Annotated in this window: 19 protein-coding genes; 9 read left to right on the top strand and 10 right to left on the bottom strand. The window is 69.6% G+C overall.

Annotation, left to right across the window (positions count from 1 at the left end; all coding sequences use genetic code 11):
- Positions 1-60: 60 nt before the first annotated feature.
- The 4 genes from LMU33_RS27640 to LMU33_RS27625 form a co-directional block, all read right to left on the bottom strand.
- Positions 61-2,472 (bottom strand): hypothetical protein, encoded by a 2,412-nt coding sequence (locus LMU33_RS27640; protein WP_228623330.1) that lies wholly within the window; start codon positions 2,470-2,472, stop codon positions 61-63.
- A 158-nt stretch (positions 2,473-2,630) separates the two neighbouring features.
- On the bottom strand, positions 2,631-3,047 hold the full coding sequence (locus tag LMU33_RS27635; protein ID WP_228623329.1) for a DUF6113 family protein: 417 nt from the start codon (positions 3,045-3,047) through the stop codon (positions 2,631-2,633).
- Positions 3,044-3,910 carry an N-acetyl-1-D-myo-inositol-2-amino-2-deoxy-alpha-D-glucopyranoside deacetylase gene (mshB, locus tag LMU33_RS27630; protein WP_228623328.1) on the bottom strand — a complete coding sequence of 289 codons (867 nt, stop codon included), beginning with the start codon at positions 3,908-3,910 and terminating at the stop codon, positions 3,044-3,046. Before mshB ends, LMU33_RS27635 begins: the two co-directional genes overlap by 4 nt.
- Positions 3,911-3,968: 58 nt before the next feature.
- The gene (locus tag LMU33_RS27625) at positions 3,969-4,391 is read right to left on the bottom strand and encodes an ATP-binding protein (protein ID WP_228623327.1); all 423 of its coding nucleotides are present in this window, start codon (positions 4,389-4,391) and stop codon (positions 3,969-3,971) included.
- 107 nt (positions 4,392-4,498) lie between these two features.
- On the opposite strand from LMU33_RS27625, the gene LMU33_RS27620 reads away from it, so the two are divergent.
- The 3 genes from LMU33_RS27620 to LMU33_RS27610 are packed head-to-tail and all read left to right on the top strand — an operon-like array spanning position 4,499 to position 5,723.
- Complete coding sequence (locus tag LMU33_RS27620; protein ID WP_228623326.1) at positions 4,499-5,359, top strand: helix-turn-helix domain-containing protein; 861 nt, start codon at positions 4,499-4,501, stop codon at positions 5,357-5,359.
- Positions 5,356-5,547 carry a DUF397 domain-containing protein gene (locus LMU33_RS27615; protein ID WP_228623325.1) on the top strand — a complete coding sequence of 64 codons (192 nt, stop codon included), beginning with the start codon at positions 5,356-5,358 and terminating at the stop codon, positions 5,545-5,547. Before LMU33_RS27620 ends, LMU33_RS27615 begins: the two co-directional genes overlap by 4 nt.
- Positions 5,544-5,723: a DUF397 domain-containing protein gene (locus tag LMU33_RS27610; RefSeq protein ID WP_228623324.1), complete on the top strand. Its 180-nt coding sequence runs from the start codon at positions 5,544-5,546 to the stop codon at positions 5,721-5,723. Before LMU33_RS27615 ends, LMU33_RS27610 begins: the two co-directional genes overlap by 4 nt.
- An 18-nt stretch (positions 5,724-5,741) precedes the next feature.
- Here LMU33_RS27610 and LMU33_RS27605 read toward each other — a convergent pair whose 3' ends face one another.
- On the bottom strand, positions 5,742-5,936 hold the full coding sequence (locus LMU33_RS27605) for a hypothetical protein (RefSeq protein ID WP_228623323.1): 195 nt from the start codon (positions 5,934-5,936) through the stop codon (positions 5,742-5,744).
- A 164-nt stretch (positions 5,937-6,100) separates the two neighbouring features.
- Here LMU33_RS27605 and LMU33_RS27600 point away from each other — a divergent pair, with 164 nt between their 5' ends.
- Entirely contained in the window at positions 6,101-8,239 is a 2,139-nt protein-coding gene (locus tag LMU33_RS27600) for a S9 family peptidase (protein ID WP_228623322.1), read from the top strand.
- Positions 8,240-8,385: 146 nt separating this feature from the next.
- Here the strand turns inward: LMU33_RS27600 and LMU33_RS27595 are convergent, their stop codons facing one another.
- Genes LMU33_RS27595 through LMU33_RS27575 form a run of 5 tightly spaced genes read right to left on the bottom strand, consistent with a single transcriptional unit; the run spans position 8,386 to position 13,947 of the window.
- The gene (locus LMU33_RS27595) at positions 8,386-9,438 is read right to left on the bottom strand and encodes an ABC transporter ATP-binding protein (protein ID WP_228623321.1); all 1,053 of its coding nucleotides are present in this window, start codon (positions 9,436-9,438) and stop codon (positions 8,386-8,388) included.
- The gene (locus tag LMU33_RS27590) at positions 9,413-10,423 is read right to left on the bottom strand and encodes an ABC transporter ATP-binding protein (RefSeq protein ID WP_228623320.1); all 1,011 of its coding nucleotides are present in this window, start codon (positions 10,421-10,423) and stop codon (positions 9,413-9,415) included. The genes LMU33_RS27595 and LMU33_RS27590 overlap by 26 nt, the downstream gene beginning before the upstream one ends.
- A 5-nt stretch (positions 10,424-10,428) precedes the next feature.
- A complete protein-coding gene (locus LMU33_RS27585) occupies positions 10,429-11,409 on the bottom strand; it encodes an ABC transporter permease (protein WP_228623319.1) in 981 nt (326 codons plus the stop codon).
- A complete protein-coding gene (locus tag LMU33_RS27580) occupies positions 11,402-12,322 on the bottom strand; it encodes an ABC transporter permease (protein WP_228623318.1) in 921 nt (306 codons plus the stop codon). The genes LMU33_RS27585 and LMU33_RS27580 overlap by 8 nt, the downstream gene beginning before the upstream one ends.
- A gap of 5 nt (positions 12,323-12,327) precedes the next feature.
- The gene (locus LMU33_RS27575) at positions 12,328-13,947 is read right to left on the bottom strand and encodes a peptide ABC transporter substrate-binding protein (protein WP_228623317.1); all 1,620 of its coding nucleotides are present in this window, start codon (positions 13,945-13,947) and stop codon (positions 12,328-12,330) included.
- Positions 13,948-14,412: 465 nt separating this feature from the next.
- Here LMU33_RS27575 and LMU33_RS27570 point away from each other — a divergent pair, with 465 nt between their 5' ends.
- The 5 genes from LMU33_RS27570 to LMU33_RS27550 form a co-directional block, all read left to right on the top strand.
- Complete coding sequence (locus LMU33_RS27570) at positions 14,413-15,444, top strand: ABC transporter permease (protein ID WP_228623316.1); 1,032 nt, start codon at positions 14,413-14,415, stop codon at positions 15,442-15,444.
- A gap of 80 nt (positions 15,445-15,524) precedes the next feature.
- Positions 15,525-17,309, top strand: a complete 1,785-nt coding sequence (locus LMU33_RS27565) for an ABC transporter substrate-binding protein (RefSeq protein WP_228623315.1) — start codon at positions 15,525-15,527, stop codon at positions 17,307-17,309.
- 96 nt (positions 17,310-17,405) lie between these two features.
- Positions 17,406-18,389, top strand: coding sequence for an ABC transporter permease (locus tag LMU33_RS27560; RefSeq protein WP_228623314.1), 984 nt, complete (start codon positions 17,406-17,408; stop codon positions 18,387-18,389).
- Between the two features lie 11 nt (positions 18,390-18,400).
- Complete coding sequence (locus tag LMU33_RS27555; protein ID WP_228623313.1) at positions 18,401-19,426, top strand: ABC transporter ATP-binding protein; 1,026 nt, start codon at positions 18,401-18,403, stop codon at positions 19,424-19,426.
- 26 nt (positions 19,427-19,452) lie between these two features.
- A partial coding sequence (locus LMU33_RS27550) for an ATP-binding cassette domain-containing protein (protein WP_228623312.1) occupies positions 19,453-19,815 on the top strand: 363 nt, incomplete at its 3' end.

The raw sequence follows: 19,815 nt of genomic DNA, 5'->3' as shown, positions 1-19,815 counted from the left end.
GCGAAGGGGGCGCGGGGGCGCCCGCCGAGCGCGGGACGCCCCCTGTCGTGTGTGGCTCGGCTAGGTGGGGTTGGTGTCGATGACCGCGACCCGGTTGGTCGTGCTCATCAGGGCCTGGCGCAGGGCGACATAGACGTCCTGCGGGGTGACGGGCGTCTTCTTGCCGTTGGCTCGGGTGATGAGCACGCCGTCGAAGGCCTTGCCGTAGAGCTGCTTCAGGGCGTTCAGGTCGGGCTTGTCGACCAGCTTGCCGTCCGGAGTGGGCACCACCTTGAGGAACTTCCAGAGCGATTTCTCCGGGCTCATCAGCACCGCGTGCCCCGGGCCCGCCGACACCGTCACCTTGGCCGACATCGCCGGCTTCGCGAACTCCTTCATCTCCTGGTCGACCGCGGCGTTCGACACCGTCGGCTGCTTGGTCGTCGTCGGCACGGTGACCGGGGCCGCCGTGTCCGTCTCCACCAGGGTGCGGTAGGCCTGTTCGACCGCCTGGGTCGACTGGGCGGCGTCGATGGCCTTGCCCGCCTTGCCGTAGACGGCGACCGCCTGGCCCGGCTTGAAGTCGATGCCGCCCTCGACGACCGAGCCGGAGCCGCCGCCGGCCTGCTGGAGCGCGGCCTGGAGCTTCTCCTCGTCCACCGGCATCTCGGGGTCGATCACCCGCTTCTGCCCGAAGAGGGAGCCGATGACGTGCACCGGGTTGTAGTCGCTGGTCGCGGCCTTGCTGACGGTGGCCTGGAAGTCGAACTGCAGGCCGGCGTTCTCCGGGGTGAGGTTGACCGTGTTGCCGCCGACGGAGAGCTTCAGCGGCTTGTTCACCCGGCCGCCGAAGGCGTCGTCGAGCTTCTTGACGGCGTCGTCACGGGTGCCGCCGCCGATGTCCACGCCGAGGACCGTGGTGCCCTTGGGCACGTCGGTGTGGTTCATCAGCAGTCCGGCGCCGTAGGCACCGCCCGCGACGACGACCACGCCGGCGCCCAGCAGCACCAGCTTGCTGCGGCCCTTCTTCTTCGGCTTGGCCTGCGCCTTGGGCGCGCCGGACGGCTCCGGCCTGGCCGGGGACTGCGGGGCCGTGCCGCCGAACGGGGAGGCACCGGCCCCGGGGACGACCGGGATGCCGCTGGTGACGGTGTGTCCGGAGACGTTGTCGGCCGGACGGTAGCCGGGCGTGCCCGGTTCGGGGGCCGGCTTCTGCGGGGTGAGGATCGCGGTGTCGTCGCTGAGCCCGCCGCCCGGGCCGAGACCGCTCGCACCGGGGCCGGCGGCCGGGGCGCCGGGTCCGGCGGGGCCGCCGCCCGGGCGGCCGGGGACCGCGGGCCCGTCGAGGTCGGCGAGATCGGCGAGGGCACTGCGCGGGGGCCGGCCGCCGGGGCCGTCGTAACCGCCCGTGCCGAGCGGACCGCCCGTGCCGGACAGGTCGTCGAAGGGCTCGCCGGCCGACGGGAGGAGGGGGCCGTCGCCGGTGACCGGGCCGCTGGTGGGGCCGGCCGGGCCCTGCGGGCCGCCGGAACCGCCATGACCGTGCGGGCCGTTGAAGCCGCTGGGACCACCGGGGCCGCCGAGGCCGCCGTGGCCGTTGGCGCCGGGGGCACTGGGGAAGCCGTTCTGGCCGTTCGCGCCCGGCGTGTCGCCGAGGCCGTCGTGGCCGCCCGCGCCGGCCGGACCCGAACCCGCCGAGCCCGTGCCGCCGAAGCCGTCCTGGCCGCCGTTCTCCGAGAAGTACGGCAGGTCGTCGCGGCGCGTGTCGCCGCCGGCCGCGCCGGGGCGGGAGCCGCCGCCCAGCGGGCCCGCGTTCAGCGCCTCGGTGACGTCGAAGGAGCCGGTGCCGCCGCCGTGCCCGGGGGCGACGGGGCCGCCGGTGGCGCCGGGCAGGCCCTTGCCGGAGCCGGAGCGGGGGGCGCCCGGGACGCTCATGGAGCCGACCACACCGCCGGGACGGCCGCCGCCGGGACGTGCGCCGGTGGTACCGGCCGCGCCGGAAGCTCCCGAGCCACCCGGCCGGGTGCCCGACGCGCCGGGGACGGAGCTGGAAGCGCCGGGGATCCCCGCCCCGTTCGTGCCGCCGCTGCCCGGAGCGCCCTTGCCGCCGGAGGACTTGCGGGGCGCGAACCAGTCGCTGGTCTTCTCCTCGGCCTGGGCCGCGGGATCGGCGGGGGATTCGGCGGGGCCGGTGGCGGTCCGGTCGGCCGCGGGCCGCGGGCCGGTGTCGGGCGCCTCGTCACGGGTGCTCTCGCCGTCGCCGACGGGCTTGCGCACGACGACCGGCGGGATGGGCCGGGACCCGGGGATGTTGATCCGGATCCGGGTCGTCAGCGTGGTCTCGGTCTTCTTCTCCGGTCGCGTGGCCGAACGGCCGGCGTCCGTACCGTCATCGGAAGCCATGGGGGTCCCGTACGGCGGCGTGCCGGAGGGGTATGCGGCTCCGCCGCGCCCGTTGGGCCCGGAGGACGGAGTGTCAGTTTCACGACTCAAGGCAGGTTCTCCCGGTTGGCTCCGCCGCCCTTACGACCTGACTGCTCGGGCGGCTCGGCGGCGCGCACCACCATACTGGCCACGTCTGGCGCTTATCCCGTGACCACTGAGGAAACCCACACCGGACTCCCACGTGCGCCGCACGGCGAAGTGGTACGTCACTTGCCAAGTCGGGCGGGACCGCCCCGAGGTTGCCGCCCGGCGCCGAGGGTGGCACAGATCACAGCGAGAGCCATGCCGCCGAGCAGGAAGAGATAGGAGCCGAGTCCCGCGCCGAACAGGAAGTCGCCCTCGGGACGCGCGGTGCTGAGCAGGATGACGGTGACGACCCAGCCCACCACCGGCGCGACCGCCCCGCCCCGGCCGCCCGTGGCGTACGCCCCGCCGAGGAACAGCCCCGCCGCGCCCGCGAGGGCCAGCAGCAGCCCTCCGGGGAACCAGGCGGCCTGCACGAGGGCCCCGGCCAGGCCGACGACCGCGCCGAGCAGGAAAAGGCCGGCATAGGCGGCGATTCGCCCGGCCGAGGGCCGTTGCAGCGGCTGGGCGAGCAGCGGCCCCTGTCCCGTGTTGTTCATGAGGTCTCCTCCGCGTCGAGGCCGAGGCCGGCGAACAGGTCGGTCTCCCCGGGCCGGCCCTCGCCGCGCACCAACTCGTAGTACTCGGTGGTGAACAGCGGCTGGGCCAGTTCGTTGGAGAGAGCGAAGTAGGGCTCGGCCACCTCGATCTGGGTGACGTGGGCGCGCATCGCGGCGGCCTTGGCGGCGGCGAAGGCGGTCCCGTCGATGCTGGTGGTGACCCGCTCGTCGGCGACCACGCCGGGTACGTCCGCCGCGGTGGCGCCCTTGTCGAAGGGCAGTACGGCCAGCTCGTCCTGGAGCCGGGCGAAGGCGGCCTCGACGACGGAGCGCGGCACCCGGTTCCAGTACACCTTGTCGATCCTGTGCCCGCGCTCGTCCGCGATCTCGACGGCGCGCATGGCGACGCGGTGGGCCTGGATGTGGTCCGGGTGGCCGTAGCCGCCGTTGTCGTCGTACGTCACGAGGACCTGGGGCCGGACCTCGAGGATCACGTCGGCCAGACGCCCGGCGGCCTCGTCCACGTCGGCCTGCCAGAAGCACCCGGGGTCGTCGTTGTCCGCGATGCCCATCATCCCGGAGTCGCCGTACCGCCCCGCGCTGCCGAGCAGCCGGGCATCCGTCACGCCCAGCGCGCGCACGGCGGCAGCGAGCTCCCCGCGCCGGTGCGCGCCCAGCGCGGGCCCGGTCAGATGCCGCAGCTCCGGCGGGATGACCTCGCCCCGCTCCCCGAGGGTGCAGGTGACCAGGGCCACATGTGCACCCTCGGCCGCGTACCTGGCCATGGTGGCGCCGTTGTTGATCGACTCGTCGTCCGGGTGCGCGTGCACCAGGAGAAGACGCCGGGCGGGGAGTTCCGTCATGGGACCACCCTACGAGGCAACGGCGCCCCTGCCGCGCCTTGGGCGGGGCCGGGCGACCTCACAGGCGCAGTTCGGCCCAGACGGTCTTGCGCGGGAACCGGCCCTCCGCGACGTCCCAGCGGTCGGCGAGCGCGTCCACGAGGAGGAGGCCACGGCCGGACTCGGCCTGCGCGTCCACCGCACCGAGCTCGGGCAGCCGGTCACCACGCGTGTCCGTGACCTCGATGCGCAGGGTGCGGCCGACGACGTAGAGCGTGAGCCGGAAGCTGCGGCCGGGCAGACGGCCATGGGTCGCGGCGTTGGCCGCCAGCTCGGCCACGACGAGCGTCGCGGGGTCGGCGGGGAGGCCCCAGCCGCGGAGCTGGTCCGCCGCGAGCAGCCGGGCCAGGCGGGCGCCGCGCGGAGTGCAGGACAGCATGACGGTGAAGTTCGGGATGGTGCCGTCGAGTTGGGAGTTCGTCGCGGCGATTTTCTGATTCACGTCACTCAGAGTGGCCGCAGACGCCTACCGTGATGGGTGACTGAGCGGTTGCGTACGGTGACTGTCCAGGGGTTGTCCGGTGTGTCGGGGCTTGTCGGGAGGGGTGGATGACGGTCGGACTCAAGGGCGAGGCGGACGAGCCGGGTTGGGAGGTGGGTCCGGACGACGAGTGGGGTGTCGCGGTCGTCGCCACGGTCGGTCGACAGCTGAAGCTGCGCCGGGAGGCGGTGGGGATGAAGGCCGGCGACTTCGGCAAGGCCGTCGGCTACGGCGAGGACCTGGTCTACAAGATCGAGGGCGGCAAGCGGATTCCCCGGCCGGAGTATCTGGACAAGGCCGACATGGTGTTGGGGGCGGGTGGACTGATCGCCGCGATGAAGGAGGACGTGGCCAAGGTCCGGTATCCCAAGAAGGTGCGGGCTCTGGCGGAGTCGGAGGGCAAGGCAGTCGAGATCGGTGTGTACGAGACCAGCAACATCCCTGGACTGCTGCAGACGCCTGAGCACGCGCGGGCGTTGCTGGAGTGCTGGCTGCCCGCCTACACACCGGAGGACCTGGAACGACGAGTGGCCGCCCGCGTGGCCAGGCAGTCCGTTTTCGAGCGGTCGCCCGCACCGGCCCTCGGGTTCGTCCTGGAGGAGGCGACCCTGCGCCGCAGGGTTGGAGGCACAATGGTGCGGCGACAGCAATTCGAACGCTTGCTGGAGGTAGGGCGGCTGAACAACGTCACACTTCAAGTGATGCCGTTGGACAGCCCACCACACCCCGGCATGGGCGGAAGGATCGAGCTGCTGAAGTTCGAGGACGGCACGGCGGTGGGACGCACCGACGGCGCGTTCAACGGGCGTCCGGTCTCGAACCTCAAGGAGCTGCGCCTTCTTGAACTGCGGTACGGGACCATCCGGGCCCAGGCGCTTCGGCCCGGGGACTCACTGGCCCTCATCGAGAAACTGCTGGGAGAAACATGATCCGCAACGCGTCCGAACTGGCGTGGTTCAAAAGCAGCTACAGCAGCGGACCCGACGGTGACTCCTGCGTCGAGGTCGCCATAGCCCCCGACACCATCCACGTCCGCGACTCCAAGCACACCACCGGCCCCCGGCTGACACTCGCGCCGGAGACCTGGTCGGTCTTCGTGGCAGGTGTGCGCAAGTGAGCCCGCTGGCGTGGTTCAAGAGCAGCTACAGCGGCGGTACCGATGGCGAGTCCTGCGTCGAGATCGCCATAACCCCTCACACCATCCACGTCCGCGACTCCAAGCACACCACCGGCCCCCGGCTGACACTCGCGCCGGAGACCTGGTCGGTCTTCGTGGCAGGCGTGCGCAAGTGAGCCCCTGCCAAGGGCGCCTCAGAACTTGATGCTGCTGATCATGCTGGCGACGTTGGTCGTCAGCTGGCTGATCGTGGGGGCGACGGTCGAGGAGGCGAGGTAGAAGCCGAGCAGCATGCAGACGATGGCATGCCCGCCCTTGAGCCCCGACTTCTTGATCAGCAAGAAGACGATGATCGCCAGCAGCACCACCGCCGAAATCGAGAGTGCCACGGCGGCTCACCTCCAAAGATCGCCAGATCTAGATCAGTAGAGCAAATCCATGCAGACGCCAGCAGGTTCATACCCACACAGCGGTAGTGATCATAACTATCCGTGCTCGCGCATCGCTCGGCGCACGGCCGCACAAGGGGGCGCATGGCCAATATGGTCGGGGTATGACGACCGAGTCTGACTCCTTCCCCCGTCGGCACGCCCGGACGCAGCGGTTCACGCTCGGCGCGCCGCGTGCGTTCACGGTGGCGCCCGACGCTTCGCGCGTGGCGTTCCTGCGCTCCGGATCCGGCACCGACCGGGCCAACTCCCTGTGGGTGATGGATCTTCCGGAGGGCGCGGAGCGCCTGGCGGCCGATCCCGGCACCCTCCTGGGAGGCACCGCCGAAGAACTCTCCGCCGAGGAGCGGGCGCGCCGCGAGCGCAGTCGGGAGGGAGGTGCCGGCATCGTCGGCTATGCCACCGACAGCGCCCTGGAGTTGGCGTCTTTCGCCTTGTCAGGGCGGCTCTTCACGGCCGAGCTGCGGGCCGGTACGGCGCGCGAACTCCGGGTCCCGGGCCCGGTGATCGACCCCCGCCCCTCCCCCGACGGCACGCACATCGCCTATGTCGCGCAGGGTGCGCTGCGGGTCGTGGGCGCCGAGGGCGAGGGCGACCGGGCGCTCGCCGAGCCGGAGCCGGCGGACGGACCGGGGCGGGTCACCTACGGGCTCGCGGAGTTCGTCGCGGCCGAGGAGGTGGGACGTTCGCGGGGCTTCTGGTGGGCTCCCGACGGGCGCCGGCTGCTCGTGGCGCGCGTGGACGACACGCCGGTGGAGCGGTGGTGGATCGCCGATCCGGCCCACCCGGAGCGTGAGCCACGTAACGTCGCCTACCCGGCCGCCGGCACGGCCAACGCGGACGTACGGCTGTTCGTTCTCGGGCTCGACGGGGAGCGCACGGAGGTCGCGTGGGACCGGTCCCGGTATCCGTATCTGGCCCGTGTGCACTGGTCAGCGGCGGGTGCGCCGCTGTTGCTGGTGCAGGCCCGGGACCAGCGCAGCCAGCTGTTCCTGGCGGTGGACCCGGACACGGGGGCCACCCGGATGGTGCACGCCGATGAAGATCCAAGTTGGCTTGAATTGTTCGCCGGAGTGCCCTGCTGGAGCCCGTCCGGGCAGCTTGTCCGGATCGCGGACGAGGGCGGCGCCCGGGTGCTGACGGTCGGCGAACGGCCTTTGACCAGCGCCCAGTTGCATGTGCGCGCGGTGCTGGACGTGGGCGCGGACGACGTGCTGATTTCCGCCTCGGCGGGCGCGGAGGCACAGGAGCCCGAGATCGGCCAGGTCCATGTGTACCGCGTGAACGAGCTGGGCCTGGAGCGCGTGTCGCAGGATCCCGGCGTCCACTCGGCGGTGCGCGCGGGCGCCGTGACCGTGCTCATGTCCGCGACACCGGACACTCCCGGCCTCCGCGTCCAGGTGCTGCATGACGGAAAACCGGCGGCGACTGTCCGGTCGTACGCCGAAAATCCCGGTTTCTCCCCACGGGTGACGCTGACCCAGGGGGGCGCACGCCGAATCCCGTGCGCCGTGCTTATGCCACGGGACTACCACGGTGACACGCCCCTGCCCGTCCTCATGGACCCCTACGGCGGCCCGCACGGCCAGCGGGTGGTCGCCGCGCACAACGCCCACCTCACCTCCCAGTGGTTCGCCGACCAGGGCTTCGCGGTGGTCGTGGCCGACGGACGGGGCACCCCGGGGCACTCGCCGGCCTGGGAGAAGGCGGTCCGGGACGAGCTGGCGGCCGTCGTGCTCCAGGACCAGGTGGACGCGCTGCAGTCGCTCGCCGGGGAGTTTCCGCTGGACCTGGGGCGGGTGGCGATCCGCGGCTGGTCCTTCGGCGGCTATCTGGCGGCGCTGGCGGTGCTGCGCCGCCCGGACGTCTTCCACGCGGCGGTCGTCGGCGCCCCGGTCACCGATCTGCGGCTGTACGACACCCACTACCAGGAGCGCTACCTGGGCCTGCCGGGCGAGCAGCCGGAGGTCTACCGCCGCAACTCGCTGATCGACGACGCGGGCCTGGTCGGCCCGGCCGAGCCGCACCGCCCGATGATGATCATTCACGGCCTTGCGGACGACAACGTCGTCGTCGCCCACTCCCTGCGGCTGTCCTCCGCCCTGCTCGCCGCGGGCCGCCCGCACGAGGTCCTGCCGCTGTCCGGGGTGACGCACATGACCCCGCAGGAGACGGTCGCGGAGAACCTGCTGCGGCTGCAGCTGGACTTCCTGCGGCGTTCGCTGCCACCACAGGGAAATTGACCGTCAACTGCGTTAACACGCAGGCAACTCCACGGAAGCGGCACCGATATACGGACGCGGGACGCTGATCAGCGTACGGCCGTGCGGGTGCCGTAAGCGGGCCGGGGCGCGCCATGTCGCCCCGGCCCGCTGCCGTACGCCCGCCCCTACGAGTCCTCCGCCGGAACCACCTGCTTCTCCTCCGCGAAGTGGCAGGCGGAAGCGTGGGCCGCCGGGCCGGACGTGTCGCGGAAGACCGCCGGTACCGCGAGGGCCGGCACCTCCCGGACGCAGCGCTCCTGCGCCTTCCAGCAGCGGGTGCGGAAGCGGCAGCCGGAGGGGATGTTCGTCGGCGACGGCACGTCTCCGCTGAGGATGATCCGCTCGCGCTGTTCCCTCGCCTCGGGGTCCGGGACCGGGACCGCCGAGAGCAGCGCCTGGGTGTAGGGGTGCGTGGGGTGGTCGTAGATCTCGGCGTCCCGGCCGATCTCCACGATCCGCCCGAGGTACATCACGCCGACCCGGTCGGAGATGTGCCGGACGATGGACAGGTCGTGCGCGATGAAGACGTAGGAGAGGTCGAACTCCGACTGCAGGCGGTCCATGAGGTTGATCACCTGGGCCTGGACCGAGACGTCGAGGGCGGACACCGGCTCGTCGGCGACGATGACCTCCGGGCGCAGCGCCAGCCCCCGTGCGATGCCGATGCGCTGGCGCTGGCCGCCGGAGAACTGGTGCGGATAGCGGTTGACGTACTCCGGGTCGAGGCCGACCACGTCCAGCAGTTCCTGGACCCTGCGGCGGCGGTCGCCCTTGGGCGCGGCCTCGGGGTGGATGTCGTACGGCTCCCCGATGATGTCGCCGACCGTCATACGGGGGTTGAGGGAGGTGTACGGGTCCTGGAAGACCATCTGGATGTTGCGGCGTACGGCCTTCAGGGCCTTTCCGGACAGCTTGGTGATGTCCTCGCCCTTGAACCGGATGGAGCCGGCCGTCGGCCGTTCCAGGTTGCAGAGCAGCTTGGCGACCGTGGACTTGCCGCAGCCCGACTCGCCGACGATGCCGAGGGTTTCGCCCCTGGCGAGGGTGAAGTCGACGCCGTCGACGGCCTTCACCGCGCCGATCTGCTTCTTGAAGAGGATCCCCCGGGTGAGGGGGTAGTGCTTGACGAGCCCGGTCACCTCCAGGATCGGTTCAGCCGTCGAGGTCGTCGAGGTCATCGAGGCACTCCCTCCAGAAGTGGCAGGCGCTGCCGCGGGTGCCGGAGACCTCGTACAGCGGGGGTTCGTCGGTGCGGCAGACGTCCCTCGCCATGGGGCAGCGGGGGTGGAAGGAGCAGCCCGGCGGGATGTGCATCAGGTTCGGTGGCAGCCCCTTGATGGCGTACAGCTGGTGTCCCTTCTGGTCCAGGCGCGGGATGGAGTCCAGCAGGCCGCGGGTGTAGGGGTGGGCCGGTGCCTTGTAGATGTCGCGGACGGGCGCGGACTCGACGATCTTCCCGGCGTACATCACCGCGATCCGGTCGGCCACGTCCGCGACGACGCCCAGGTCATGGGTGATGAGGATCAGCCCCATGTGGTACTCGCGCTGCAGCTCCGCGAGCAGGTCCATGACCTGGGCCTGCACGGTGACGTCGAGGGCGGTGGTGGGCTCGTCGGCGATGATCAGCGCCGGTTCCAGGGCCAGCGCCATGGCGATCATGATGCGCTGGCGCATACCGCCGGAGAACTGGTGGGGGTAGTCCCGCACGCGCTGGGCGGCGGCCGGGATGCGCACCCGCTCCATCAGCTCCACGGCCTTGCCCCGCGCGTCCTTCTTCGACATCCCGCGGTGCACGACGAACATCTCGCCGAGCTGGTCCCCCACGGAGATGACGGGGTTGAGGGCCGACAGCGCGTCCTGGAAGATCATCGCCATCCCGGCGCCGCGGATCCTCCTGCGCTCCTCTTCTTTCAGGGTGAGCAGATCCCGCCCCTGGAACAGGATCCGGCCGCCGGTGACCTTTCCCGGCGGGGTGTCGAGGATGCCCATCACGGCCTGCGCGGTCACCGACTTGCCCGAGCCCGACTCGCCGAGCACGGCCAGGGTCTCCCCCGCGTCCACCTCGTAACTCACCCCATTGACGGCATGGGCGACCCCGTCCCGGGTCCGGAACTCCACCTTCAGGTCGCGCACTTCGAGCAGCGCGCCGTCAGCGCCTCGCACGGCCGTCACCTCAACTTCGGATCGAGGGCGTCGCGGACCGCGTCGCCGAGCATGATGAAGGCCAGGACCGTGAGGGCCAGGGCGCCCGAGGGCCACAGGAGGGCGTGCGGGGCGTTGCGGATGTAGGGGGAGGCGGCGGAGATGTCGATGCCCCAGGAGACGCTGGGCGGCTTCAGGCCTACGCCGAGGTACGACAGCGTCGCCTCCAGCGCGATGTAGGTGCCCAGCGCGATGGTCGCCACCACGATCACCGGGGCCACGGCGTTCGGGGCGATGTGGCGCAGCAGGATGCGGGAGTCGGAGGCGCCCAGGGCGCGGGCTGCCTGGACGTAGTCGTTCTGCTTGGCGGTGATGACCGAGCCGCGGGAGATGCGGCCGATCTGCGGCCAGCCGAGCAGCACCATGAAGCCGATGACCGGCCAGACCGTGTTGCTGGTGACCACCGACAGCAGGACCAGACCGCCGAGGACCACCGGGATGGCGAAGAAGATGTCGGTGATGCGGGACAGGATCGAGTCCCAGACGCCGCCGAAGTAGCCGGCCAGAGCCCCCAGGACCGACCCGAGGACGCCCACCCCGAGCGTCGCCAGCACGCCCACCGTGACGGACGTACGGGCGCCGTACACCGTGCGCGTGTAGACGTTGCAGCCCTGGCCGTCGTACCCGAAGGGCGCCCCCGGGCCCGGGCCGTCCTGGGCCTTGGCGAGGTCGCACTTCAGGGGGCTGCCGGAGGCGATCGCCGAGGGCCAGACGGAGATGAAGACCAGGAAGAGGATCACCACGGCGGAGACCAGGAAGACCGGGTTGCGGCGCAGGTCCCGCCAGGCGTCGGACCACAGGGAGCGTGGCTTGCCCGCCGGGCCCGTGCCCTCCGGGCCGCCCGGGGTCCGCTCCAGGGTGGCTGCCTCGCTCGCGCCCAGGTCCATCGCGCCGCCCATGCCGGTTCCCGCGATCGCGCGCTCGGGCTCGTACTGCTGATCAGGCATAGCGGATCCTCGGGTCGAGTACGGCGTACAGGAGGTCGACGAGGAGGTTGGCGACGAGGAAGACCAGGACGAGGACCGTCACGAAGCCGACGACCGTCTGGGTGTTCTGGCGCAGGATGCCCTGGTACAGCTGGAAGCCGACGCCGTGGATGTTGAAGATCCGCTCGGTGACGATCGCACCGCCCATCAGCGCGCCGATGTCGGCCCCGATGAAGGTGACCACGGGGATCAGCGAGTTGCGCAGCAGGTGACGGACGACGACCCGGCGCCTGGGCAGGCCCTTGGCGATCGCCGTACGGACGTAGTCGGCCCGTTTGTTCTCCGCGATGGAGGTGCGGGTCAGCCGGGTGACGTAGGCGAGGGAGACGGAGGCGAGGACCAGGCCGGGCACGATCAGCTCGTCGAAGCTGCCGTAGCGCACCGACGGGCTGATCCACTGCCACTTGATGCCGAGCAGCAGCTGGAGCAGCAGACCGGTGACGAAGGTCGGCACGGAGATCACCACCAGGGTGGACAGCAGCACCCCGGTGTCGACGGGCCGGCCGCGCCGCATGCCCGTGAGCACGCCCAGCGTCACGCCGACGACGATCTCGAAGAGGATGGCGACGATCGTGAGCCGGATGGTGACGGGGAACGCGGTGGCCATCAGCTCGGTGACCGGCTGGCCGTTGAACGCCGTGCCGAAGTCTCCGGTGAAGACGTTCCCCATGTAGGTGAGGTACTGCTGCCACAGCGGCTTGTCCAAGCCGAACTCCCGCTTCAGCTGGGCGGCCGTCGCCGGATCGCAGGCCCGCTCGCCGCACAGGCCGGCGATGGGGTCGCCCATCACGTTGACCATGAGGAAGATCAGCAGGGTGGACCCGATGAACACGGGGATCATCTGCAGCAGCCGCCGTGCGACATAGCGCCCCATGCCGCTCAGCCCACCCTGATCTCGTTGTAGACCGGCACGCTGAACGGGTTGAGCGCCACGTGGGAGAGCCGGGAGGCGTAGCCGGCGCTGCCGTTCTGGTACCAGAGCGGGATGGCCGCCATGTTGTCGCGGACGACCTCCTCGGCCTGCTGGAACAGCCGGACGGCCGCGGCCTGCCCGGTCTCGGCGTTGGCCCGGTCGACGAGCCGGTCGAACCGGCTGTTGGACCACTTGCCGTCGTTGGAGGAGGCGCCCGTGTAGTACAGCGGCTGCAGGAAGTTCTGGATCAACGGGTAGTCCATCTGCCAGCCGGCCCGGAAGGGGCCGGTCATCTTGTGCTGCCCGATCTGGTTGCGGAAGTCAGCGAAGGTGCCGACCGGGTTGCCCACGCAGGCCTTGTCGTTGCCGAGCGTGTTGTTGATGGAGTTGCACACGGCGTCCACCCACTGCTTGTGCGAGCCGGTGTCCGCGTTGTAGGTGATCTTCAGCTGGCCGCCGGGGATCCCGCCGCCCTCCTGGATGAGCTTCTTGGCCTGGGCGGGGTCGTAGTCGCAGGCGTGGCCGCACAGCCCGGGCTTGTAGCCGCCGGCCGCGCCGAGGACCGGGGAGGTCCAGTCGGTGGCGGGGGTGCGGGTGCCGCGGAAGATGGTCTCGGTGATCTGTCTGCGGTTGATCGCCATGGACAGGCCGGTGCGGACCTTCGTCGCCCCGGGGGTGTCCCACTTCGGGTCGTAGTAGGGGAAGGCGAGGGTCTGCAGGATGCCGGCCGGGGTGTTGATGTAGCGGCCGTTCAGGTCGGTCTCGACGTTCTTCAGCTGGGTGGAGGGCACGTCGTCGACCAGGTCGAGGTTGCCGGCCAGCACGTCGGTGTAGGCGGTGTTGCTGTCGGTGTACACCAGCAGGGTCACCCCGGCGTTCTGCGCCTTGTCGGGGCCGGGATAGCCCGCCCACTTCCTCAGGTTCATCGCCGAGCCCCTGGTGTACGACTCGATCCGGTACGGCCCGTTGCCGACCGGCTTCTTCAGCCAGGCGGCGTGGTCGGTGAAGAAGGCCCGGGGCAGCGGGGCGAAGGCGGCGTAGCCGAGGGTGTCGGGGAAGCTGGAGAACTTCTGGTTCAGCCGGACGGTGAAGGTGTCCGGACCGGTGACCCTGAGTCCGGACAGGGTGTCGGCGGTCTGGGTGCCGCTGTCGGGGTGGACCTTGTCGTAGCCGTCGATGTAGGCGAAGAAGTAGGCGTTCTTCTGGTTGTTGCGCAGGCTCGCCCCGTAGTTCCAGGCGTCCACGAAGGAGCGGGCGGTCACCTTCTCGCCGTTGGAGAAGGTCCAGCCGTCCTTGACCTTGATGGTGAAGTTCCGCGAGTCGCCGGTGTCGATGGACGCGGCGAGCCAGTTCTGCGCCTTGCCGGTCCTGGGGTCGTACTTCTTCAGACCCCGGAAGATCATGTCGAGGACCTTGCCGCCCTGCACCTCGTTGGTGTTGGCGGGCTCCAGCGGGTTCTGCGGGTCGCCCCAGGAGGAGGTCAGCACCCCGGCGCCGCCGAAGCCGCCGCTGTCCCCGCATCCGGTGGCCAGCAGCCCGGCGGCGATCACACCGGCGGCCCACCGGGCGTGCGCGATACCCCGCATGGCTGCCTCCTCCGCGATCACCGAACCGGTACCGGCCAATATCGGCTTATATGACACATACCGCATGCGCGCTGTCGGACTGAGGGGCCGTTAGGGGGACGCGCCGGTCGAAAGCGGACGGTGATCGGGAGCGCCCGGACGATCTTGGGCGGGTGGCGCAACAGATCTTCGTGCAACGATGCCGAAACGTTGGATTACGTCGGGCCGATGTACGCATTTCGACACACCACCGTCCGCATATCGAACCCATCGCCCGATTGGCCCGATTGATCCGATGTGAAGCACGGATTCATCACGGCACGCTACCCGCGTAGCTACGGAATGATCAAGTACAGGTAAAGAAGGTAAAGACGCAACCAAGGCGACCGAGAATTTATTGACCTTGAATGAATTGCGTTGAAAAAGTCCGGCGTAGCCCGTAGGGGAGCGCCCTGCGGAGCCTTGACCCACAAGGCACGGAGCATCATGACCACCCCCGCATCCCCTTCCCCGGCCGCCGCACTCGAGGTGACCGAAGAAGACAGCGCCGCATCGGCGAAGCCCGGCAACCCGAAGGGCACCGAGAGCCGCTCTCCGGGACGGCTGGCCTGGACCCGCTTCAAGCGGGACCGGACGGGCGTCATATCCGCCTTTGTGGTGATCTTCTTCTTCGTCGTGGGCATCGGCGCGCCGCTGATCGCAAAGATCTACGGCAAGGACCCGTACACCACGTACGGCCAGAACGACCCGAGCCTGCTCAACGACTTCGGTTTCCCGGTCGCGCCCAACGGCGGCATGAGCGGGGACTTCTGGTTCGGCATCGACCCGCAGCTGGGCCGGGACGTGTTCACGTTCCTGCTGTACGCGATCCGCAACTCCCTCATGATCGCGACCGCGACGACCGTCCTGGTGGCCTTCTTCGGTGTGGTCATCGGCATCACCGCCGGATACCTCGGCGGCAAGACGGACTACGTCGTCGGCCGCATCATCGACATCCTGCTGGCCTTCCCGCAGACCCTGTTCTTCATCGGCTTCTTCCCGGTGATGCTCACGATCCTGGTCGCGCCCGACGAGGCGACCCCGACGTGGCTCATCGTCGTCTCCCTCATCACCGTCATGACCGCGTTCGGCTGGGCACCCATCGCCCGACTGCTGCGCGGTGAGGTACTCGCCCTGCGCGAGCGGGAGTTCGTGGAGGCGGCAAAGGTGACCGGCGCGTCCCCGGCGCGGATCATCTTCAAGGAGCTGCTGCCCAACCTCTGGACGCCGATCCTCATCCAGGCGACCTTGGCCCTTCCGCTGTACGTGACGGTCGAAGCCGGTCTGGCCTTCCTCGGTGTCGGCCTCTCCGACCCGACCCCGGACTGGGGCGTCATGGTCCAGAACGCGTCCAAGTACTACCAGGACGACATCACGTACATGCTCTTCCCGGGCGTGACCATGGTGATCTTCGTCATCGCCTTCAACCTCCTCGGCGACTCGGTGCGCGACGCGCTGGATCCCAAGGCCGGGCGCTGAACCTCCCGTCCCACCATCCGGTCCGGGCGACGGGGCCCGCCGGAGAAGCTCGTATCTCTCCTCGACCAGAGCAGGAAACCATGTCCCTTTCCCGCAGAAACTTCGTCATCGCCACGTCGGTCGCGGCCGGCGGCTCCATGGTCCTCTCCGCGTGCAGCAGCGGAGGTGGCGGGAACAGCGGCAACGGCTCCCACGCCGGCACGACCAAGTACACCGGTCACGTGACCGTGGGCACCAAGGAGGACTCGACCGGCCCCGCCCCCGAGATCCCGGGTGCGCGCAAGGGCGGCAACATCATCGGCATCGGTCCGGACGACTTCTCCCACCTGGACCCGCAGCGGATCTACTTCGCCTGGAACTCCACCGTCGCCAACCTCTACGTCCGTGCCCTGACCGGCTACAAGATCGCCATGGACGGCTCCATGAAGCTGGTCGGTGACCTCGCCACCGACACCGGCACCATGGCCGACGGCGGCAAGACCTGGACCTTCACCCTGAAGGACGGTCTGAAGTGGGAGGACGGCAGCGAGCTGACCGTCGAGGACGTCCGCCACGGCATCGAGCGCGGCTTCGCCAGCTTCACCACCGAGGGCGCGCAGTACGTCCAGTCCGCGCTCGTCGGCTCCAGCGACTTCCGCTCGAAGTACAAGGGCCCGTTCAGCAACAAGCACCTGGACTCCATCGTCACCGACAAGGCGAAGAAGACCATCACGCTGAAGCTGAAGGTCGCCCGCCCGGACCTCAACTTCACGCTGGCGATGCACTCCTACGGCGCCGTGCCGGTGAGCCACGACACCAAGGACAAGTACGACAAGGACCCGGTCTCCGCCGGCCCGTACAAGATCGCCCAGCACTCGGTCGACAAGTCCCTGAAGCTGGTCCGCAACCCGCACTGGGACCCGGCGACGGACGCGATCCGCAACGCCTACCCGGACAGCTTCACCTTCCAGTTCGGCACCGAGTCCCTGCCGGCCACCGACCGTCTGATCGCCGAGAGCGGCGACGACCAGTACTCGGTCATGGCCTACAGCGGTGTGCCCGCCGAGCGTCTGCAGAAGGTCCTGGGCGACCCGCAGCTGAAGCAGCGCACCATCAACGGCCTGCTCAGCGGCCTGTACTACTACGCCATCAACTGCAAGCGCATCACCGACCCGAAGGTGCGCCAGGCCCTCAACCACGCCTGGCCGCTGGAGCAGATCCGCCGCATCTACGGTGGCCAGGCCGCCGGTGACTACGCGACCTCCATCATCAGCCCCGACATCCTCGGCTACGCGCACCAGGACGTCTACGGCAAGCTGCAGAAGCCGCAGGGTGACCCGGAGAAGGCCAAGGCGCTGCTGAAGGAGGCCGGCAAGCTCGGCCAGAAGATCGTCTACACCTACCCCAAGGGCAGCAACGACGCCTACACCAAGACGGCGGTCGTCATCACCAACGCCCTGAAGGCGGCGGGCTTCGACCCGGTCGTCAAGCCGGTGGACTCCACCAGCTACTACGACCAGGTCCAGCAGATCAACAACAGCTTCGACGTGATGTGGTTCGGCTGGTCCCCGGACTGGCCGACCGGTTACACCGTCATGCAGCCGCTGTTCGACGGCGCCACGATCGCCAACGGCTCCAACAACGTCTCGCAGCTGAACGTGAGCTGGGTCAACGACGCGATCAAGAAGAACGCGGTCATCGCCGACCCCGCCAAGGCCGGCGCGGCCTGGGAGGACCTGGACAAGAAGATCATGACGGAGCTGGCTCCGATCATCCCCGAGACCTTCCAGCGCCGGTTCTACCTGCACGGCTCGAAGGTCGGCGGCGCGCTGTTCGACCCGCTGTTCTCGGCGTTCGTCATGTACAAGCTGTACGTGAAGGCCTGACGCCCAAGCCAGTCCAGGGGCGGGGCGCCGCACACCGGCGCCCCGCCCGTCCCCCTTCCGCCCCCACCACGGCGTCGCCCAGGGAATCCCATCGCCATGTTCCGCTTTCTCGTCCGCCGGACAATCGGCGCAGCGGTGATCCTGCTGATCATCAGTGCCATCACCTTCTTCCTCTTCTACGTCGCTCCGCGTGACCCCGCCCGGGTCGCCTGCGGCAAGGTCTGCACGCCACAGACTCTGGCGCTCGTAAAGCACAACCTGGGTATCGACGATCCGCTGCCGGTGCAGTACTGGCACTGGCTCGAGGGCGTCTTCATGGGCCGCGACTACGCGTCGTACGGGCACTGCAACGCGCCCTGCCTCGGCTACTCGTTCATCAACCGTGAGCCGGTCACGGGCATCATCCTGGACCGCTTCCCGACCACGATCTCCCTGGCCCTGGGCAGCGCGGTCGTCTTCTTCGTCTTCGGCGTCGGCACCGGCATGATCGCCGCCGTCAAGCAGGGCAAGGCGCTGGACAAGATCGCCTCTTCGGCGTCGCTGATCGGTTCGTCGCTGCAGATCTACATCGTCGGTATCGTCGCGATGTTCTACCTCTCCGACGAGTGGCACCTCCTGCCCCGCCCGAACGACAACTCCGGCTTCACGGACAACGCCGGGGCCTGGTTCGGGGGCTTCATCCTGCCGTGGTTCGTGCTGGCGATCATCTTCACCGCCAACTACACCCGTATGACCCGCTCCCAGCTGGTCGAGACGCTGAGCGAGGACTACGTCCGCACGGCACGGGCCAAGGGCCTGTCCGGGCGCACCGTGTTCTTCCGCTTCGCCTGGCGCGGCGCGATGGGCCCGATCGTGACGATCCTCGGCCTGGACCTCGGCTCGCTGCTCGGCGGTGCGGTCATCACGGAACAGACCTTCGGTCTGCACGGCATCGGCGCCGTCTCGGTGAAGGCCGTGAAGGACATGGACCTGCCGATGCTCCTCGGTGTCACCATGGTGGCCGCCGGCGCGATCGTCGTCTTCAACATCGTCGTCGACGCGGTGTACGCCCTCATCGACCCGCGCGTCCGCCTCGCATAAGGAGAGACAAGATGAGCACCCCCTTCCTCTCCGTCCGCGACCTGCGCGTGCACTTCTCCACCGAGGACGGCATCGTCAAGGCCGTCGACGGGCTCTCCTTCGACCTGGAGAAGGGCAAGACGCTCGGCATCGTCGGCGAGTCCGGCTCCGGCAAGTCCGTGACCAACCTGGCGATCCTGGGCCTGCACAACCGCGAGCGCACCGCCCTGGAGGGCGAGATCGTGCTCGACGGGCAGGAGCTTCTCACCGCCTCCGAGCGGACGCTGGAGAAGCTGCGCGGCAACAAGATGTCCATGATCTTCCAGGACGCGCTGGCCTCCCTGTCGCCGTATCACAAGATCGGCGTCCAGATCGCGGAGACGTACCGCAAGCACACCGGCGCCTCCAAGAAGGAAGCCCGGGACCGTGCGATCGAGATGCTCCGCCGCGTCGGCATCCCCCAGCCCGAGACCCGCGTCGACGACTACCCGCACCAGTTCTCCGGCGGTATGCGCCAGCGCGCGATGATCGCCATGGCGCTGGTCTGCGACCCCGAGCTGCTGATCGCCGACGAGCCGACCACGGCCCTCGACGTGACGGTCCAGGCGCAGATCATGGACCTGCTGAAGGACCTCCAGCAGGAGTTCGGCACCGCGATCATCTTCATCACGCACGACCTCGGCGTCATCGCCGACATCGCGGACGACGTGCTGGTGATGTACGGCGGCCGGTGCGTGGAACGCGGCACCAAGAAGCAGGTGCTGAGCACCGCGGACCACCCCTACACGCTGGGCCTGCTGAACTCGATGCCGAGCCTGGACGGCCCGGTCGACGTGCCGCTCTCCCCCATCCCCGGTTCCCCGCCCTCGCTGCTCAACCCGCCCTCCGGCTGCCGCTTCCACCCGCGCTGCGCGTTCGCCGAGAAGGTCGCCGGCGGCCTGTGCTCGACCGAGCGCCCGACGCTCGAGGTGGCCGACGGCCGGGGCTCCGCGTGCCACCTGACCGCGGAGCAGAAGCGGGAACTCTTCTCCGACTTCGCCGCAACCCGGCACAACTGACGGAAACCAGACGGGACTTCACGACCATGAGCAACACGAACCCCCTCCTGGACGTCTCCGGGCTCACCAAGCACTTCCCGATCAAGGGCGGATTCCCGATCCGCCGTACCGTCGGCGCGGTGCAGGCCGTGGACGGGCTGGACTTCCAGGTCGGCGAGGGCGAGAGCCTGGGCCTCGTCGGCGAGTCGGGCTGCGGCAAGTCGACCACGGGCCGGCTGATCACCCGCCTGCTGGAGCCGACCGGCGGCAAGATCACCTACCGCGGGCAGGACATCACGCACGCGGGCCGCAAGGAGCTCGCGCCGATCCGCTCCGAGATCCAGATGATCTTCCAGGACCCGTACGCCTCGCTGAACCCGCGGCAGACGGTCGGCAAGATCATCTCGGGC

Source organism: Streptomyces barringtoniae (genome assembly GCF_020819595.1).
Taxonomy (GTDB): Bacteria; Actinomycetota; Actinomycetes; order Streptomycetales; family Streptomycetaceae; genus Streptomyces; species Streptomyces barringtoniae.
The sequence above is the reverse complement of the archived record's forward strand: the minus strand, read 5'-3'. Positions and strand labels throughout refer to the sequence as shown.

Excerpts from the sequence above, each read along its gene's own strand:
- LMU33_RS27635 (WP_228623329.1), bottom strand. The coding sequence starts at position 3,047 with ATGAACAACACGGGACAGGGGCCGCTGCTCGCCCAGCCGCTGCAACGG.
- mshB (WP_228623328.1), bottom strand. The coding sequence starts at position 3,910 with ATGACGGAACTCCCCGCCCGGCGTCTTCTCCTGGTGCACGCGCACCCG.
- LMU33_RS27620 (WP_228623326.1), top strand. The coding sequence starts at position 4,499 with ATGACGGTCGGACTCAAGGGCGAGGCGGACGAGCCGGGTTGGGAGGTG.
- LMU33_RS27615 (WP_228623325.1), top strand. The coding sequence starts at position 5,356 with ATGATCCGCAACGCGTCCGAACTGGCGTGGTTCAAAAGCAGCTACAGC.
- LMU33_RS27600 (WP_228623322.1), top strand. The coding sequence starts at position 6,101 with ATGACGACCGAGTCTGACTCCTTCCCCCGTCGGCACGCCCGGACGCAG.
- LMU33_RS27595 (WP_228623321.1), bottom strand. The coding sequence starts at position 9,438 with ATGACCTCGACGACCTCGACGGCTGAACCGATCCTGGAGGTGACCGGG.
- LMU33_RS27585 (WP_228623319.1), bottom strand. The coding sequence starts at position 11,409 with ATGCCTGATCAGCAGTACGAGCCCGAGCGCGCGATCGCGGGAACCGGC.
- LMU33_RS27580 (WP_228623318.1), bottom strand. The coding sequence starts at position 12,322 with ATGGGGCGCTATGTCGCACGGCGGCTGCTGCAGATGATCCCCGTGTTC.
- LMU33_RS27575 (WP_228623317.1), bottom strand. The coding sequence starts at position 13,947 with ATGCGGGGTATCGCGCACGCCCGGTGGGCCGCCGGTGTGATCGCCGCC.
- LMU33_RS27570 (WP_228623316.1), top strand. The coding sequence starts at position 14,413 with ATGACCACCCCCGCATCCCCTTCCCCGGCCGCCGCACTCGAGGTGACC.
- LMU33_RS27565 (WP_228623315.1), top strand. The coding sequence starts at position 15,525 with ATGTCCCTTTCCCGCAGAAACTTCGTCATCGCCACGTCGGTCGCGGCC.
- LMU33_RS27560 (WP_228623314.1), top strand. The coding sequence starts at position 17,406 with ATGTTCCGCTTTCTCGTCCGCCGGACAATCGGCGCAGCGGTGATCCTG.
- LMU33_RS27555 (WP_228623313.1), top strand. The coding sequence starts at position 18,401 with ATGAGCACCCCCTTCCTCTCCGTCCGCGACCTGCGCGTGCACTTCTCC.